The organism is Kitasatospora sp. YST-16, from assembly GCF_026802215.1.
Lineage (GTDB): Bacteria > Actinomycetota > Actinomycetes > Streptomycetales > Streptomycetaceae > Kitasatospora > Kitasatospora cineracea.
The window spans coordinates 6,186,648-6,202,246 of sequence record NZ_CP113837.1 but is presented as its reverse complement, the minus strand read 5'-3'; the positions used below and the strand labels follow the sequence as shown (position 1 = coordinate 6,202,246).

Here is a 15,599-nt window from a genome sequence, read left to right as displayed (position 1 = left end):
AGCCCGGGCGGTACGGTCGGGGCAGCGGAGGAGGGAGTCCGGGTGTCGGGGATGGAGCGTCGGCCGACCTTGCACGACGTGGCGCGCGAGGCGCAGGTGAGTGCGAAGACGGTGTCGCGGGTGCTGAACGGGGAGGGGCCGGTCGCGGCGGCGACCCGGGAGCGGGTGCTGGCGGTGGTGGCGCGGCTGGGGTTCCGGCCGAACCTGATGGCGCGCAGCATCCGGACCGGTGGGCCGGATTCGACGGTGGGGCTGGTGCTGCCGGAGCTGGGCAACCCGTTCTTCGGGGCGCTGGCGGACGGGGTGGAGGAGGCGGTGCGCGGGCGCGGGCTGACGGTGCTGCTGGGGTGTTCGGGCGGGGACCGGGCGCGCGAGGCGGAGGTGGTGGGGGCGTTCCTGGCGCGGCGGACGAGTGCGCTGCTGGTGGTGCCGGCGGGTGGCGGGGGGACGCTGGCGGCGGCGGCCGGGGCGGGGGTGCCGCTGGTGTACCTGGACCGGCCGGGGCCGGGGGCGGACTGCGTGGTGTCGTCGAACCGGGCGGGGGCGCGGGCGGGGGTGGCGCACCTGGTGGCGGCGGGGCACCGGCGGATCGGGTTCCTGGGCGACCTGCCGGCGTCGATGTACACCCGGCGGGAGCGGCTGGCGGGCTGGCGGGAGGCGCTGGCGGCGGCGGGGCTGCCGGCCCCGGACGCCCTGGTGGCGGGGGCGCGGACGGCCGCGGCGGCGGAGCGGGCGGCGCTGGCCCTGCTGGCGCTGCCGGAGCCGCCGACGGCACTGTTCGCGTCGAACGTGAACGCGGCGACGGGCGCGCTGCTGGCGCTGGGGCGCTCGGGGCGGCGGGACGTGGCGCTGCTGTCGTTCGACGACCTGCCGTTGGCGGAGGTGCTGGAGCCGCCGCTGTCGGCGGTCGCGCAGGACCCGGCGCTGCTGGGTGCGACGGCGGCCCGGCTGGCGCTGGCCCGGCTGGACGGGGACGCGACGCCGCCGCGCACGGAGACCGTGGCGACCCGGCTGGTGCTGCGTCCGGCCCGCCCTTGACTACCGGCCGGTAACCGTTGGAACGTGGCCTCCCCCACCCGAAGGAGCGCGGATGTCCCCCCAGTTCGGCGACTACCAGAACGAGGTCTACTTCGAGGCGCTGTTCGGCGTCGCCCCGAAGTTCCCGATGACGTACGAGGGCCTGGCCGAGCGGGCGCGGCACGCGCTGGCGCCGGAGCTGTGGTCGTACGTGGCGGGCGGGGCGGGCGACGAGCACACCCAGCGGGCGAACGTCGCGGCGTTCGAGCGGTGGGGGCTGGTGCCGCGGATGCTGGTCGGCGCGAAGGAGCGGGACCTGCGGGTGGAGCTGTTCGGGCTGGAGCTGGCCTCGCCGCTGTTCCTGGCCCCGGTGGGGGTGGTGGGGCTGTGCGCGCCGGACGGGCACGGGGACCTGGCGACGGCCCGGGCGGCGGCCCGGACGGGGGTGCCGATGGTGGCGTCCACGCTGTCGGTGGACCCGATGGAGGCGGTGGCGGCGGAGCTGGGCGGCACGCCGGGGTTCTTCCAGCTGTACACGCCGACCGACCGGGCGCTGGCCGAGTCGCTGGTGCACCGGGCGGAGGCGGCCGGGTTCAAGGCGATCGTGGTCACCCTGGACACCTGGGTGACCGGCTGGCGGCCGCGCGACCTGGGCAGCGGGAGCTTCCCGCAGCTGCGCGGGCACTGCCTGGCGAACTACACCTCGGACCCGGTGTTCCGGGCCCGGCTGCAGGATCCGGACGGGGATCCGCGCGGCGCGGTGATGGACTGGGTGCAGATCTTCGGCAACCCGCTGACCTGGGACGACCTGCCGTGGCTGCGCTCGCTGACCAGCCTGCCGCTCGTGCTGAAGGGCCTGTGCCACCCGGAGGACGTGCGCCGGGCCAAGGACGGGGGCGTCGACGGGGTGTACTGCTCGAACCACGGCGGGCGGCAGGCGAACGGCGGGCTGCCGGCGCTGGAGTCGCTGGCCGAGGTGGTCGAGGCGGCGGACGGCCTGCCGGTGCTGTTCGACTCGGGCGTGCGCAGCGGCGCGGACGCGGTGAAGGCGCTGGCGCTGGGTGCGACGGCGGTGGGCGTGGGCCGGCCGTACGTGTACGGGCTGGCGCTGGGCGGCGAGGCGGGGGCGGTGCACGTGCTGCGCTCGCTGCTGGCGGAGGCGGACCTGCTGATGGCGGTGGACGGGTACCCGTCGCTGGCGAGCCTGCGCGCGCCGGGCGCGCTGCGGCGCTGCTGAGCGCCCCCGTCCTGCCGCACACTCCGCCTTATTGCGACTTACTTGCAATAACAGAACGCATGCAGGAGAGTGGAGCCGCGGGGTCGTCCGACGATCGTCTTCCCAACCGGCGTCCGCCGGGACACGGCGCCGGCCCCGCGCCGACTTCCCGCCCGGGAGCGCTCAGCGCTCGACCGGGAGCCGCACCAGCATGGTCTTGCCGCCGCCGTCCGGGTCGGCGACGGTCTCCGTCGCGCCGCCGGCCAGCGCGGCCAGCTCGTGCACCAGGCCCAGGCCCCAGCCGCCGCTGCCGTCCTGGTGCGGCACCACGGGGCGCTGCGGACAGTGCGGATGGCGGTCGTGCACCCCGACCGTCAATCCGCCCGCGCAGAAGTCGAGTTGGAGCGTGACCCGGGGTGATCGCGGCGCGGCGTGGCGGACGGCGTTGGTGACCAGTTCGCTGACCACCAGCAGCACGGTGTCGGTCAGCGGGTGGTCCGCGTCCAGTCCGCGGGCGGCCAGTTCGGTGCGCACCGCGCGGCGTGCCTCGGGCACGGACGCGGGCACGGTGGCCAGGCTCAGGCAGTAGCGCACGGTCTGGGGTGGGTCCGCGACAGCCATGGTCGGTCCCTTCACAACGGGGGCGACCGGGTGGGAGCGGAAGAACGCCGTCGTCCGGCCGCGTCGGGGCTCGGCAGCCCTGCCCCGTCCGAACGAACCGGACAGATTACCGATACTCAGTACGGTAAGGCCGAACGGGCCCAACTGCGGCGGCGGATGCTGGACAGTGGCCACAACTCGCCAACGCGCCCATATCCTGGGGATCATGTCCGACGACCTGCTGGAACCCCTCGGCCTCGGCACCCTGGAGAGCGCACTGTACCTGCGGGTGCTGGCCACCCCGCGCGCCACCTCCGCCCGGCTCGCGGAGTCGCTGGACGCCCCGCCCAGCGCGCTGCGCACCGCCCTGCACCGGCTGGTGGCCAGCGGCCTGGTGACCAGGCTGGCCGGCAGCCCGACCAGGTACACCGCCGCCCCGCCCGAGGTCGCGGTGGACGCGCTGGCCACCCGACGCCAGCACGACCTGGACCAACTGCGGGTGAAGGTACGGGAGTTGGCGCTCTCGTACGCCGACCTGGGGCCGTCCGTCTCCAGTGAGCTGGTCGAACTGGTGGAGGGCCAGGACGCCCTGCGCCACCGCGCCGAGCAGCTCCAACTCGGCGCCCAGCAGGAGATCCTGGCGATCGACTGCCCGCCGTACTTCGACTCCGCGACGGACAACCCGATCGAGTTCCAGCTGCTCGCCCGGGGCGTGGAGTGCCGGGTGCTGTACGACGCGCCGGGCCTGGAGAGCTCCGACAAGCGGGAGTTCGTGCTGCGCTGCGTGGACGCCGGGGAGCAGGCCCGCAGCCTGCCCTCGGTGCGGATGAAGATGCTGGTCGCGGACCGGCGGTGCGCGATGATCCCGCTGAGCTTCGAGGCCACCGAGTCGACCGCCGCGCTGTGGATCCGCCCCTCCCCGCTGCTGACCGCCCTGGTCACCTGCTTCGACCTGCTGTGGGAGCGCGCCACCCCGCTCGCCGCCGACCGGCCCGCCAGCGAACTCGACGACAAGGACCGGGAGTTGCTCGCCATGATGGCCGCCGGCGCGAAGGACGCCGCGATCGCCCGCAGCCTCGGCATCACCCAGCGCACCATGACCCGCCGGATCGCCCAGCTGATGGCCGAGCTGAACGCGCAGACCCGCTTCCAGGCCGGACTGCAGGCCGCCAGGCGCGGCTGGCTGTAACGGGAGCAGACGCGGCGTCAGATCGGCGAGCCGGCCCCGGGGATGCGTTCGAAGACCAGGTTGGTGCGGGTCTGCGCGACCGCCGGATGGGTCGTCAGGTGGTCCACCACGAAGCAGCGCAGCTGCTCCGGCCCGGCCACCGCCACGTGCAGCAGGTAGTCGTCGCTGCCCGCCATGTGGAACACCGCCAGCACCCCCGGCAGCCCGGGCGCGGCGGCCCGGAAACTGCTGTTCTGCTCCCGGGTGTGCGCCCGCAGCCGCACCGAGATCATCGCCTGCAGCGGCAGCCCGACCGCCGGCAGGTCCAGCTCCGCGTGGTACCCGGCGATCACCCCGCGCTCGCGCAGCGCCCGCACCCGCGCCAGGCAGGTGGACGGCGCCACCCCGACCTGCTCGGCCAGCGCGTTGTTGGGCGTCCGGGCGTCGGCCAGCAGCACCCGGACGATCGCCCGGTCGACGGCGTCCAGCTCCGCCGCGCGGGCCCGTGGAATGTTCGGCACTCCCCCAGCCTGCCGGGCTGCGCCGAACATCCGCAAGGGTGCCGCCGCCGCGGCCGAATCATCTGCCGTCACTCTGGCCATTCGACGCCCACCCGTTCACCATCGAGCGCCATGAGCCGACTCGACACCCGAGCCGTGCACGCCGGCCGCGACGACCTCGCCGGACTCGGCACGCACGTCCCCCCGCTCGACCTGTCCACCACCTACCCCGTGCCGGACCTCACCACCGGTGGCGACGCCTACCAGGCGCTGGCCACCGGCGGACGCCCGCCCGCCGAGGGCGGCCTGGTCTACCAGCGGCTGTGGAACCCCACCGTCGCCCGCTTCGAACAGGCGCTGGCCGAACTCGAGGGCTGCGCCGAGGCGGTGGCCTTCTCCTCCGGCATGGCCGCGCTCTCCGCCTGCCTGCTCGCCGCCGCCGCCGAGGGCCGCCGGCACGTGGTGGCGCTGCGCCCGCTGTACGGCGGCTCCGACCACCTGCTCGACTCCGGCCTGCTCGGCACCGAGGTCACCTGGGCCGCCCCCGACACCCTGGCCGCCGCCCTGCGCCCCGACACCGGACTCGTCCTGGTCGAGACCCCCGGCAACCCCACCCTGGACCTGCTCGACCTGACCGCGATCGCCGAACGCTGCGGCGACGTGCCGCTGCTGGTCGACAACACCTTCGCCACCCCGGTGCTCCAGCAGCCCGCCCGGCACGGCGCCACCCTCGTCCTGCACTCCGCCACCAAGTCGATCGGCGGCCACGGCGACGTGCTGGCCGGGGCCGTCGCCTGCACCGCCGACTGGGCGGCCCGGCTGCGCCGGGTCCGGGCCGTCACCGGCGCGATCCTGCACCCGCTGGCCGGCTACCTGCTGCACCGCGGCCTGCAGACCCTCCCGCTGCGGGTGCGCGCCGCCTCCGCCACCGCCGCCCGGCTCGCCGACTGGCTGGCCGAACAGCCCGAGGTCGCCGCCGTGCACTACCCCGGCCGCTCCGGCTCGCCCCTGCTCGGACGCCAACTCCTGGGCGGCGGAAGCACCCTGGCCTTCGAGGTGGTTGGTGGCTTCGCGCACGCCGCGGCGATCGCCGAACGCTGCGAACTGATCACCCACGCGGTCTCGCTCGGCGGCGTCGACACCCTGATCCAGCACCCCGCCTCGCTCACCCACCGCCCGGTCGCCGCCGCCCACAAGCCCGCCGAGGCCGTCCTGCGGCTGTCCGTCGGCCTGGAGGACCCGGACGACCTGATCGCCGACCTCGCCAAGGCCCTCCCCCGCTGACCCCGCCGGGCCACCGCCGGGACGTCCCGGAGCCGGGAGCGCTACCCGGCCGCCCGGCGCGCCTCGGCGGTGGTCCGCAGGTGGGCCAGCACCAGCGGGTCCACCTTCCCCTCCACCAGACGGCCCTCCAGGTTCTCCACGCCCGCCCAGCGGTCCAGCGAGCCGTAGCCGAGCACCGCCAGCAACTGCCGCACCTCCTCGGCCAGTTCCCCCTCCAACGGGAGCAGCTCGGCCGGGTCGGGCGTCCCGTGCAGCACCTCGTGGACGCCCAGCAGGCGGCGCAGCTCGGCCACCGGGTCCGGGTGGTCGTCCACCCGCAGGTCGTACGCCAGGTCGCCCCAGCCGCCGACGCCCCGCCCCGGGTCCACCACGTACAGCGCGGCACTCTGCCGGCCCCGGGCGTCCCCGCCCGCCGCGTCCCCGGCCGCGAGCGCGGCCACCAGCCGGTCGGCGAGCGGCAGCCCGGCGGAGGACAGCCAGGCGTCCGCCATGTCCCGCACCACCTCGGGCCCGGTCAGGATGTTCCCCTGCACCGCGTACCCGTCCCCGGCCAGCCCCCCGGCCCAGGGCAGGCACTCCTCCCCCGTGTACGTCTCCGCCCGCCCGTCCGGCCCGACCACCCCCACCTGCCGGTGCGCCCGCCGCCCGTCGGCGGCCAGCAGCGCCGCCACTGCCTCCCCCGGCGAGGCCCCGCTGCGCAACATCGCCATCCCCTGCGGCCGGAACGCCAGATTGGCCCACGCCTGCGTGGCGAGCGCACCGACACCGACCTCGGCCGCGGGCACCAGCGCACCGACCGAAAGGAACTTGCTCGCCACAGCCACACCGAGAGCGGTGCCCTGCCGAGCCACGATGGAGAACGTCACGACCCGCGACGATAGCCCGCCCCCGGCAGTTCGTCCACGCCCCGCCCCCACCCGGCAAACTCCGTCAAACCCCCGGACGAAACCGCTGCGCGCCCACCCGGGCGAAAGCAGGGGCGCGGGAAGAACTGCCGCGCCAGGCCCTGCACAAGCAGGGGCGCGGGGAACTGCGCGGCCAAGCAAGCACCCACAGCCAGATCGCCTCGCAGGACAGCCACTTGCACTGTCCCGCGACCGCACCGACGTGCGACTCCCGCCGCGCGCAGTTCCCCGCGCCCCTGGCTTTCGCTCCGCTCAGAGCTCGAACTTCGCCCGCTTCTCCTCCGGCACCAGCGCCACGTACTCCGGGTGCTTGGCGATCCACCCGCGGATGAACGGGCAGTACGGCAGGACCGCGGCGCCCCGCTCGCGGACGGCGTCCAGCGCGGCGCGGGCCAGCTTGCCGCCCAGCCCCTGGCCCTCGAACGCGGGGTCGATGACGGTGTGCACGAAGGCGACCGTCCGGCCCTCGTCGCGGAGCTGGTACTCGGCGAAGCCGGCGAGTCCGGCGTCGGTGCTGATCTCGAAGCGGGACTCTTCGGTGTTGTCGCGGACCTGGGGTTCCATGGTGGTGACTCCTGGGTGTCAGTGGGCGCGGAGCGCCGCGAGCTGCTGGGCGAAGGGGACGACCTGCTCGGCCGCCCGGGCCCGAGGGGTGGCGGGCCGGCCGGCGAGGCTCTCGGTGAGTTCGCCGGCCGCGCGGGCGATCCGTCCGGCGAGCGAGCCGTCGGTGCCGTTGGCGCCCCAGTCCTCGGAGGCGGCGAAGACGGCGGTGGGGACGACGACGGCGCGCAGGTAGGCGAACAGCGGCCGCACGGCGTGTTCGAGGGCGAGGCTGTGCCGGGCGGTGCCGCCGGTGGCGGCGATCAGTACGGGCTTGCCGGTGAGCGCGTCCTTGTCGAGCACGTCCACGAAGGACTTGAACAGCCCGCTGTAGGACGCGGAGAAGATCGGCGTGACGGCGATCAGCCCGTCCGCCTCCTCCACCGCCCGCACGGCGTCGCGCAGGGCGGGCGGCGGGAAGCCGGTGACCAGGTTGTCGGCGATGTCCCGGGCGAGGCCGCGCAGTTCGACGACCCGGACGTCCACGTCCCGTCCCGCCTCGCGCAGGTCGCGGGCGGTGGCTTCGGCGAGGCGGTCGGCGAGCAGCCGGGTGGAGGACGGGACGCTGAGCCCGGCCGTCACCACGACGAGCTTGAGGGTGCTCACTTGGACGCCACCTCCGTCTCCCGGAGGGCCACCCGGGCCGCGTGCGTGGGCCCGTCGGGGACGTCCGCCGGGCGGTTCTTGGCGAACTCGGCGCGCAGCACGGGGACGACCTCCTCGCCGAGCAGGTCGAGCTGCTCAAGGACGGTCTTGAGCGGGAGTCCGGCGTGGTCCATCAGGAACAGCTGGCGCTGGTAGTCGCCGAAGGTGTCGCGGAAGGCGAGGGTCTTCTCGATGACCTCCTGCGGGCTGCCGACGGTGAGCGGGGTCTGCTCGGTGAACTCCTCCAGCGAGGGGCCGTGGCCGTAGACGGGGGCGTTGTCGAAGTACGGGCGGAACTCGCGGACGGCGTCCTGGGAGTTCTTGCGCATGAAGACCTGCCCGCCGAGGCCGACGATCGCCTGCTCGGGGGTGCCGTGGCCGTAGTGGGCGTAGCGCTCCCGGTAGAGGTTGATCAGCTGCTGGAAGTGCTCCTTGGGCCAGAAGATGTTGTTGGCGAAGAAGCCGTCGCCGTAGTAGGCGGCCTGCTCGGCGATCTCGGGGCTGCGGATGGAGCCGTGCCAGACGAACGGCGGCGTTCCGTCGAGCGGGCGCGGGGTGGAGGTGAAGGACTGCAGGGGGGTGCGGAAGCGGCCCTGCCAGTCGACGTTCTCCTCGCGCCAGAGCTGGTGCAGCAGCGCGTAGTTCTCGACGGCGAGCGGGATGCCCTGGCGGATGTCCTTGCCGAACCAGGGGTAGACCGGGCCGGTGTTGCCGCGGCCCATCATCACGTCGACCCGGCCCTCGGCGAGGTGCTGGAGCATCGCGAAGTCCTCGGCGATCTTCACCGGGTCGTTGGTGGTGATCAGCGTGGTGGAGGTCGAGAGGATCAGCTTCTCGGTCCGGGCCGCGATGTAGCCGAGCATGGTGGTGGGCGAGGACGGGACGAACGGCGGGTTGTGGTGCTCGCCGGTGGCGAACACGTCCAGCCCGACCTCCTCGGCCTTGAGCGCGATGGCCACCATGGCCTTGATCCGCTCGTGCTCGGTCGGGGTCCGCCCGGTGGTGGGGTCGGTGGTCACGTCGCCGACGCTGAAGATGCCGAACTGCACCGTTCTCAACTCCTTCGAGGTTGATTCAACATTCAACCACCTGCGACAACGGCACGCCACCCCGCCCTATTCCCTGCCCTCCGGGCCGCCCGCCGACCCGCCCGCCGGTCTGCCTTCCGGCCCGCCCCCGACCCCTTCGAGCGCCTCGTCCAGCCAGGCCAGCCAGAACGACTCCAGCTGGATGCCGCCGCGCAGCACCAGGTGCTGCAACCGGTTCTCCCCGGCCGCCGCCTCCGGCGGGAAGTCCCGCCGCTCGATCTCCAGGTACTCCGCCAGCTGCGCCCGGTGCAGCGCCCGGTGCCGGGCCAGCTCCTCCTCCAGCCCGTCCAGACCCAGCACGGCGGCGGCCCGCAGCCGCAGCAGCAGCGGGTCCCGGACCGGCTTGGGGTCCTGCGCCAGGCCGGTCCAACGGGCCAGCTCGGCCCGCCCGTCCGGCAGCACCTCGTACTCCTTGCGCTGCCCGCGCCCCGCCCCCGGCCCGGACGCCCGGACCAGGCCCTCGCGCTCCAGCCGCCCCAGCTCGCGGTAGATCTGCTGGTGGGTGGCCGACCAGAAGAACCCGATCGACCGGTCGAACCGCCGGGTCAACTCCAGCCCCGAGGACGGCTTCTCCAGCAGGGCGGTGAGGATCGCGTGCGGCAGTGACATGCGGCGATCGTACGGGCCGCCCCGCCCGGGCCCCCGCCGACCGGCCCGTCCCGGCCGGGGCGGGCTCCGGTCCGCACGCTCCGCCGGAGTGTCAATTCCCGCTCTTTGCCGTCACTTTGACGATCTATCACCCACACGGAAAGCGCTTACCGGGTCTTGCGCGGCTCCGCCGGGTGTCCGCATACTCCCGAATAGCGCCTGTCAGGACCAGATCAAAACCGGCCCATCAGGCCGGCCCGGTCCGTGCCTGCCCGCGCCTCACGGCCCCTACCCCAGGGCCTCTCCCACTCCCCCAGGAGGAGATCTGTGAGGACCACGCGCACCACTTCCCGTCCGCGCCGCGCCGGCGGCCGCCTGCTCGCCGTGGCCGCCGCCCTCGCGGCCGCGACCGCCCTCGCGGTGCCCGCCGCCGGGGCCGCCACCGCGGCGCCCGACGCCGCCACCCTGGCCCGGGTCAGCGACTCGGTCCAGCTCAGCGGCGTCAACGGCATCGCCTGGCACACCGACCCGGCCAGCGGTCGGGTGGTCGTGACGGCCGACAGCACGGTCACCCCGGCCGCGCTCGCCCGGCTCACCAAGGCCGCCGGGGCGGACGCCGCCCGGCTCAAGGTCGAACGCACCTCCGGCGCCTTCACCCCGCTGCTGTCGGCGGGCGCCGCGATCTACGGCGGCGGCTACCGCTGCTCGCTGGGCTTCAACGTGGTCAAGGGCAGCACGTACTACTTCCTGACCGCCGGCCACTGCGGCAACATCGCCAGCACCTGGTACACCAACTCCGGCCAGAGCACGGTGGCCGGCACCACCGCCGGCTCCAGCTTCCCCGGCAACGACTACGCCCTGGTCCGCTACACCAACACCTCGCTCAGCCACCCGGGCGGCTACACGGCCGCCAACGCGTACGTCGGCGAGGCGGTCAAGCGCACCGGCTCCACCACCGGCACCCACAGCGGCAAGGTCACCGCCCTGAACGCCACCGTCCGCTACTCCGACGGCGGCACCGTCAGCGGCCTGATCCAGACCACCGTCTGCGCCGAGGGCGGCGACTCCGGCGGCCCGCTCTACGACGGCACCAAGGCCCTCGGCCTGACCTCCGGCGGCAGCGGCAACTGCACCACCGGCGGCACCACCTTCTTCCAGCCCGTCACCGAGGCCCTCTCCGCCTACGGGGTCTCGATCTACTGACCCGCCCCGCCCCCACAGGTGCCCACCGGAGCCCCCCGACCACGGCCCCGGTGGGCACCGGCGCGCCCGCTCAGAGCGCCGCGGCCAGCCGGGTGCCCTGGTCGATGGCGCGCTTGGCGTCGAGTTCGGCGGCCACGTCGGCGCCGCCGATCAGGTGCGGTTCGACGCCGCGTTCGCGCAGCGCGTCGAGCAGGTCGCGGCGCGGCTCCTGCCCGGCGCACAGCACCACGGTGTCGACGGGCAGGACCTGCTCCTGGCCGTCGACGGTGACGTGCAGGCCGGCGTCGTCGATCCGGCGGTACTCGACGCCGGGGACCATCAGCACGCCGCGGTGGCGCAGTTCGGTGCGGTGGATCCAGCCGGTGGTCTTGCCGAGCCCGGCGCCGACCTTGCCGGCCTTGCGCTGGAGCAGGAAGACCTGGCGCGGGCCGGCGGGCCGCTCGGGGGCGGCCAGGCCGCCGGGGGCGGTGTGCTCGCGGTCGACGCCCCACCGGGCGAGGAAGTCGGGGGCGCCCGCGCCCGGGTCGGTGAGGTACTCGGCGACGTCGAAGCCGATGCCGCCCGCGCCGATCACCGCGACCTTCTCGCCGACCTTCGCGCCGTCGCGCAGCACGTCCAGGTAGCCGAGCACGCTGGGGTGGTCGACGCCGTCGATCTGCGGGGTGCGCGGGGTGACGCCGGTGGCCAGCACGACCTCGTCCCAGCCGGTCAGCTCGTCCGCGCCGACCACCGCGCCCAGGCGCAACTCGACGCCGGTGCGGGCGAGTTCGTGCCGGTAGTAGCGCAGCGTCTCGTCGAACTCCTGCTTGCCGGGCACCTGCCGGGCGACGTTCAGCTGCCCGCCGACCTCGGCCGCGGCGTCGAACAGGGTGACGCGGTGGCCACGGTCGGCGGCGGAGACGGCGAAGGCGAGGCCGGCCGGTCCGGCGCCGACCACGGCGATCCGCTTGGCCCGGCGGGTGGGGGCGAGGACGAGTTCGGTCTCGTGGCAGGCCCGCGGGTTGACCAGGCAGGAGGTGATCTTCGCGTTGAAGGTGTGGTCGAGGCAGGCCTGGTTGCAGCCGATGCAGGTGTTGATCGCCTCGGGGGTGCCGGCCGCGGCCTTGTTGACGAAGGCGGGGTCGGCGAGCATCGGCCGGGCCAGCGAGACCAGGTCGGCGTGCCCGGTGGCGAGCAGTTCCTCCGCCAGGTCGGGGGTGTTGATCCGGTTGGTGGTGACCAGCGGGACGCCGACCTTGCCCATCAGCTTCCTGGTCACCCAGGCGAAGGCGCCGCGCGGCACCGAGGTGGCGATGGTGGGGATCCGGGCCTCGTGCCAGCCGATGCCGGTGTTGATGATGGTCGCCCCGGCCGCCTCGACCTCCCGCGCGAGCCGGACCACCTCGTCGAAGGTGGACCCGCCGGGGACGAGGTCGAGCATGGACAGCCGGTAGATCAGGATGAAGTCCGGCCCGACCCGCTCGCGCACCCGCCGGACGATCTCGACCGGGAAGCGCATCCGGTTCTCGTAGGAGCCGCCCCACTCGTCGGTGCGGTGGTTGGTCTGCGCGGCGGTGAACTCGTTGATCAGGTAGCCCTCGGAGCCCATCACCTCCACGCCGTCGTACCCGGCGGAGCGGGCGAGTTCGGCGCAGCGCGCGAAGTCCTCGATGGTCCGCTCGATCTGCTCGGCGGTCAGCTCGTGCGGGACGTACGGGCTGATCGGGGCCTGCAGGGCGGACGGGGCGACCAGGTCCTCGTGGTAGGCGTACCGGCCGAAGTGCAGGATCTGCAGGGCGATCTTCCCGCCCGCGGCGTGCACGGCGTCGGTGACGGCGCGGTGCTCGGCGGCCTCGTCCTCGGTGGTGAGCTTGGCGCCGCCGCCCCAGGGCCGGCCGGCCTCGTTGGGGGCGATGCCGCCGGTGACGATCAGGCCGACGCCGCCGCGGGCGCGCTCCGCGTAGAAGGCCGCCATCCGCTCGAAGCCGTGCTCCGCCTCCTCCAGGCCGACGTGCATGGAGCCCATCACCACCCGGTTCGGCAGGGTGGTGAAGCCCAGGTCGAGCGGGGCCAGCAGGTGGGGGTACGCAGCAGTCATCGACGCCTCCGGTCAGGATTTGTTACCCAACGGTAGGGCGCGGCGGACCAGCTGTGCAACTAGTTGCAAAAACGTGAGCGGGACTACAGTCGTGCCATGAGTACGGACGAGGCGAGCGTGCGGATCGACAGCTGGATCTGGGCGATCCGGCTGATCAAGACCCGCTCGGCGGCGGGCGCGGCCTGCCGGGCCGGGCACGTCAAGGTGAACGGGGCCACCGCGAAGCCCGCGCAGCACGTCAAGCCGGGCGACGACGTCCGGGTGCGGGTCGAGGGCCGGGAGCGGATCGTCCAGGTGGTCCGCCCGATCGCCAAGCGGGTCGGCGCCCCCGTCGCCGAGACCTGCTACGTCGACCACAGCCCCCCGCCGCCGCCCCGCACCGAGCGCCCGGCCGCCGTCGCCCAGCGCGACCGCGGCGCCGGGCGCCCGACCAAGCGCGAGCGGCGCGACCTCGACAAGCTCAAGGACGGCTACCGCCCGTACTTCTGAGCCCCCGTCACCCCGCCCTCATCCCTCCGCCGCCTTCTCCTTGGCGATCCGCACCTGCTCGGCGAACTGCTCGGCGGAGATCCGCTCCACCGGAGCGCCGTACTTCGCGGCCAGTTCGTCGGCGGGCTCGGCCTGGTGCTCGACCAGGTCGACCACCAGCAGCGCCCGGCCGTTGCCGACCCGCGAGGAGAGCACGATCAGGCCCGCGCCGCCGTCGGTGATCTCGGCCTGCTCGGCGGCGTTGCCGATCGCCGCGCCCGCCGCGAAGCCCAGCAGCACGCCGATCGGCCCGCCGAGCAGCCCGACCAGGCCGCCGACCAGGCCGGAGCCGACGGTGGGGACGCCCGCGCCGCGGATGTGGCTCTCCGGGATGTCGACGATGCCCTGCTCGTCGCGCTCCAGCACCGCGACCTGCCGGAGTCCGGGCAGGTGCATCGCGTCCTCGTAGGCCAGGCGGCACTGCGCCCGGTCGTCGAAGCCGAGCAGCAGCACGTTGTGGTGGTGGTCGCTCATCGCGGTTCCCTTCGCCCTCGCCGACGGTCCTCCCGCCCCGGCGCCGCACCGGACGCGGCACGCGCCCATCCTGCCCGCGCCGCCCGGACCCATGCCCGCGCCGCGCCGCGGGGACCGGGCGGAGGCGGTCGGCCGCCCCGCCGGGCCGGGGTGCCGGGCGCGCGATAATGGACCCCATGGCCCGCCGACGCACCCCCGCCCCCGCCGCCCCCGCCGACTGCCCGTGCGGCCTGCCCGCCCGGTACGCCGACTGCTGCGGCCGCCTGCACCGCGGCGAGGCCGCCGCGGGCAGCGCCGAGCAGCTGATGCGCTCCCGGTTCAGCGCCTTCGCGGTGCGCGACGAGCCGTACCTGCTGCGCTCCTGGCACCCGGACACCCGGCCCGCCGAGGTGGACTTCGACCCGGCGCTGCGCTGGGAGCGGCTGGAGATCCTCGGCGCGGGCGAGGGCGGCCCGTTCCACACCGAGGGCACCGTCGAGTTCCGCGCCCACTACCGGGAGGGCGGCCGGGCCGGCTCCCTGCACGAGCACAGCCGGTTCGTCCGCCACCGGGGCGAGTGGGTCTACCTGGACGGCGACGTCAAGTCCTGACGCTCCGTCAACTTCCTTCCCCCGCACGGTGATCGGGATCCGGCGGGCGGCCGGCCGTCAGGGGGCGACGTCCACCAGGACCTTGCCCACCGCGCGGCCCTCGACCGCCCGGTGCGCGTCGGCGGTGCGGTCGAGGGGGAAGCGGACCAGCGGGAGGCCGTGCTCCTCGCCGACCGGCAGGGCGCCGTCGCGCACCGCGGCGGCGACGTCCTCGACGGCCGCGGCCCGCGCCCGGGGTCCGGCCGTGTAGAGCACCAGGAACTGGAGGCGCGCGTTCAGCACCATGGTCCGCGGCACGTCCAACTCGACCGGCCGGCCGCCGTCGTTGGCGTAGGTGGAGATCGTGCCGCGGGTCCGCAGGACGGCCAGGTCCAGCGCGAGGTTCGCGCCCAGGGCCACTTCCGCGACAACGTCGACGCCCTGCGGGGCGATCCGGCGGATCTCGGCGGCCGGGTCGCCCCGGCGGTAGTCGACCACGTGGTGGGCCCCGGCAGCGGTGGCCAGCCGGGCCTTCGCCGGGCTGCTGACCGTGCCGACCACGGTGGCGCCGGCCCATCGGGCGAGCTGGATCACCGCGTGCCCGACCGCTCCGGCCCCGCCCGCGGCGAGCACCACCTTCCCCTCCAGCGCCCCGGGCCGCAGCCGGTCCGGCCCGTCCTCGGCGACGGTGAGCGCGCGGTGCGCGGTCAGCGCGGGGACGCCGAGCGCGGCGCCGAGGTCGAACCCGGCCCCGTCGGGCAGCGGCACGGCCTGTTCGGCGGGCACGACGGTGAACTCGGCGGCGGTCCCGGTGGGGCGCCCGGCGGCGGCCAGGAACAGCCAGACCCGCTGGCCGACCCGGCCGCGGTCGACGCCCTCGCCGACGGCGTCGACCGTGCCGGCCCCGTCGAGGTGCGGAGTGACCTCGGCGAAGCGCTTGGGGTGGCCGAGGCCGGAACGGGCCTGCCAGTCGGTCGGGTTGACCCCGGAGACGGCGATGCGCACCCGGACCTCGCCCGGGCCGGGCTCGGGCCGGTCGCGGTCGACGAGCCGGAGGACGTCGGGGGTACCGGTGTCGCGGTAGACGATGGCTTTCATGATCCGTCCTGGGGAGCTGGTCCAGCGGGGCAGGGGGCG

17 protein-coding genes are annotated in these 15,599 nt (G+C 74.9%); 7 read left to right on the top strand and 10 right to left on the bottom strand.

Annotated features, from left to right (window positions below):
- The first annotated feature begins 51 nt into the window (after nt 1-51).
- Both OU787_RS27950 and OU787_RS27945 read left to right on the top strand, forming a co-directional pair.
- Nucleotides 52-1,038, top strand: a complete 987-nt coding sequence (locus OU787_RS27950) for a LacI family DNA-binding transcriptional regulator (protein WP_030461390.1) — start codon at nt 52-54, stop codon at nt 1,036-1,038.
- Nucleotides 1,039-1,090: 52 nt separating this feature from the next.
- Complete coding sequence (locus OU787_RS27945) at nt 1,091-2,254, top strand: alpha-hydroxy-acid oxidizing protein (RefSeq protein WP_030461389.1); 1,164 nt, start codon at nt 1,091-1,093, stop codon at nt 2,252-2,254.
- Nucleotides 2,255-2,416: 162 nt separating this feature from the next.
- Here OU787_RS27945 and OU787_RS27940 read toward each other — a convergent pair whose 3' ends face one another.
- Entirely contained in the window at nt 2,417-2,854 is a 438-nt protein-coding gene (locus OU787_RS27940) for an ATP-binding protein (RefSeq protein WP_268661010.1), read from the bottom strand.
- Between the two features lie 205 nt (nt 2,855-3,059).
- Here OU787_RS27940 and OU787_RS27935 point away from each other — a divergent pair, with 205 nt between their 5' ends.
- Nucleotides 3,060-4,022, top strand: coding sequence for a TrmB family transcriptional regulator (locus tag OU787_RS27935; protein ID WP_030461387.1), 963 nt, complete (start codon nt 3,060-3,062; stop codon nt 4,020-4,022).
- Nucleotides 4,023-4,039: 17 nt separating this feature from the next.
- On the opposite strand, the gene OU787_RS27930 is transcribed toward OU787_RS27935, so the two are convergent.
- Complete coding sequence (locus tag OU787_RS27930; protein ID WP_030461386.1) at nt 4,040-4,522, bottom strand: Lrp/AsnC family transcriptional regulator; 483 nt, start codon at nt 4,520-4,522, stop codon at nt 4,040-4,042.
- A gap of 111 nt (nt 4,523-4,633) precedes the next feature.
- Here OU787_RS27930 and OU787_RS27925 point away from each other — a divergent pair, with 111 nt between their 5' ends.
- Nucleotides 4,634-5,785, top strand: coding sequence for a trans-sulfuration enzyme family protein (locus OU787_RS27925; protein WP_268661009.1), 1,152 nt, complete (start codon nt 4,634-4,636; stop codon nt 5,783-5,785).
- Nucleotides 5,786-5,826: 41 nt separating this feature from the next.
- Here the strand turns inward: OU787_RS27925 and OU787_RS27920 are convergent, their stop codons facing one another.
- From OU787_RS27920 to OU787_RS27900, 5 genes are all read right to left on the bottom strand, one after another.
- The gene (locus tag OU787_RS27920; protein ID WP_030461383.1) at nt 5,827-6,651 is read right to left on the bottom strand and encodes a DUF1028 domain-containing protein; all 825 of its coding nucleotides are present in this window, start codon (nt 6,649-6,651) and stop codon (nt 5,827-5,829) included.
- A gap of 291 nt (nt 6,652-6,942) precedes the next feature.
- Complete coding sequence (locus OU787_RS27915) at nt 6,943-7,254, bottom strand: GNAT family N-acetyltransferase (protein WP_030461382.1); 312 nt, start codon at nt 7,252-7,254, stop codon at nt 6,943-6,945.
- A gap of 18 nt (nt 7,255-7,272) precedes the next feature.
- Nucleotides 7,273-7,896 (bottom strand): FMN reductase, encoded by a 624-nt coding sequence (locus OU787_RS27910; protein WP_030461381.1) that lies wholly within the window; start codon nt 7,894-7,896, stop codon nt 7,273-7,275.
- A complete protein-coding gene (locus OU787_RS27905) occupies nt 7,893-8,984 on the bottom strand; it encodes an LLM class flavin-dependent oxidoreductase (RefSeq protein WP_030461380.1) in 1,092 nt (363 codons plus the stop codon). The genes OU787_RS27910 and OU787_RS27905 overlap by 4 nt, the downstream gene beginning before the upstream one ends.
- Nucleotides 8,985-9,050: 66 nt before the next feature.
- Nucleotides 9,051-9,632, bottom strand: coding sequence for a PadR family transcriptional regulator (locus OU787_RS27900; protein WP_268661008.1), 582 nt, complete (start codon nt 9,630-9,632; stop codon nt 9,051-9,053).
- Between the two features lie 306 nt (nt 9,633-9,938).
- Between OU787_RS27900 and OU787_RS27895 the strand changes: the two genes are divergently transcribed.
- Nucleotides 9,939-10,814, top strand: coding sequence for a S1 family peptidase (locus tag OU787_RS27895; protein WP_268661007.1), 876 nt, complete (start codon nt 9,939-9,941; stop codon nt 10,812-10,814).
- Nucleotides 10,815-10,884: 70 nt separating this feature from the next.
- Here the strand turns inward: OU787_RS27895 and OU787_RS27890 are convergent, their stop codons facing one another.
- Nucleotides 10,885-12,891 carry an NADPH-dependent 2,4-dienoyl-CoA reductase gene (locus OU787_RS27890; protein WP_030461377.1) on the bottom strand — a complete coding sequence of 669 codons (2,007 nt, stop codon included), beginning with the start codon at nt 12,889-12,891 and terminating at the stop codon, nt 10,885-10,887.
- 96 nt (nt 12,892-12,987) lie between these two features.
- Here OU787_RS27890 and OU787_RS27885 point away from each other — a divergent pair, with 96 nt between their 5' ends.
- On the top strand, nt 12,988-13,380 hold the full coding sequence (locus tag OU787_RS27885; RefSeq protein WP_030461376.1) for an RNA-binding S4 domain-containing protein: 393 nt from the start codon (nt 12,988-12,990) through the stop codon (nt 13,378-13,380).
- A gap of 18 nt (nt 13,381-13,398) precedes the next feature.
- Here OU787_RS27885 and OU787_RS27880 read toward each other — a convergent pair whose 3' ends face one another.
- A complete protein-coding gene (locus tag OU787_RS27880; protein WP_268661006.1) occupies nt 13,399-13,893 on the bottom strand; it encodes a hypothetical protein in 495 nt (164 codons plus the stop codon).
- Nucleotides 13,894-14,060: 167 nt separating this feature from the next.
- Here OU787_RS27880 and OU787_RS27875 point away from each other — a divergent pair, with 167 nt between their 5' ends.
- The gene (locus OU787_RS27875) at nt 14,061-14,483 is read left to right on the top strand and encodes a YchJ family protein (protein WP_035955949.1); all 423 of its coding nucleotides are present in this window, start codon (nt 14,061-14,063) and stop codon (nt 14,481-14,483) included.
- A gap of 57 nt (nt 14,484-14,540) precedes the next feature.
- On the opposite strand, the gene OU787_RS27870 is transcribed toward OU787_RS27875, so the two are convergent.
- Complete coding sequence (locus OU787_RS27870) at nt 14,541-15,560, bottom strand: NADPH:quinone reductase (RefSeq protein WP_268661005.1); 1,020 nt, start codon at nt 15,558-15,560, stop codon at nt 14,541-14,543.
- Nucleotides 15,561-15,599: the final 39 nt, after the last annotated feature.